Here is a 462-nt window from a genome sequence, read left to right on the forward strand (position 1 = left end):
TATCAGCACCCAATGCACGCGTGAGCGAAATAGGAATTGGGTTAACTACTGCCCCATCAACCAGCCAGTAGCCGTTATGCGCAACGGGTGCCATTAGTCCTGGAATACTGCATGATGCACGAATAGCAAGATGGAGATCGCCTTCAGTAAACCATAATTCGCGCCCAGTACTTAAATTGGTGGCAACAGCCGCGAAGCGACGGGAACAATTTTCGATCTCTGTTTCCGGCATTATTTCGCGATATTGATTGAAGACACGCTCGCCGCGCAGTAACCCACCGCGCTGCCAGGAGAGATCCATCAGGCGTAAAACATCCCAATAACTGAAAGAGGTTACCCAATCTTCCAGCGCAGATAATCGATCGCATGCATAGGCCGCGCCCACCAGCGAACCAATTGAGCATCCTGCAACGATATCAATTTCAATACCCACTTTTTTTAGCGCATTAATAACGCCAATAT

1 protein-coding gene is annotated in these 462 nt (G+C 48.9%); it reads right to left on the reverse strand.

Annotated elements, in window-relative coordinates:
- Window positions 1–462 (reverse strand): patatin-like phospholipase RssA (rssA, locus tag C1I93_RS33425; protein WP_111246727.1); only part of this gene is annotated, 462 nt, incomplete at both ends.

Origin of the sequence: Micromonospora endophytica (genome assembly GCF_003236305.1) — a bacterium.
Taxonomy (GTDB): domain Bacteria; phylum Actinomycetota; class Actinomycetes; order Mycobacteriales; family Micromonosporaceae; genus Micromonospora; species Micromonospora endophytica.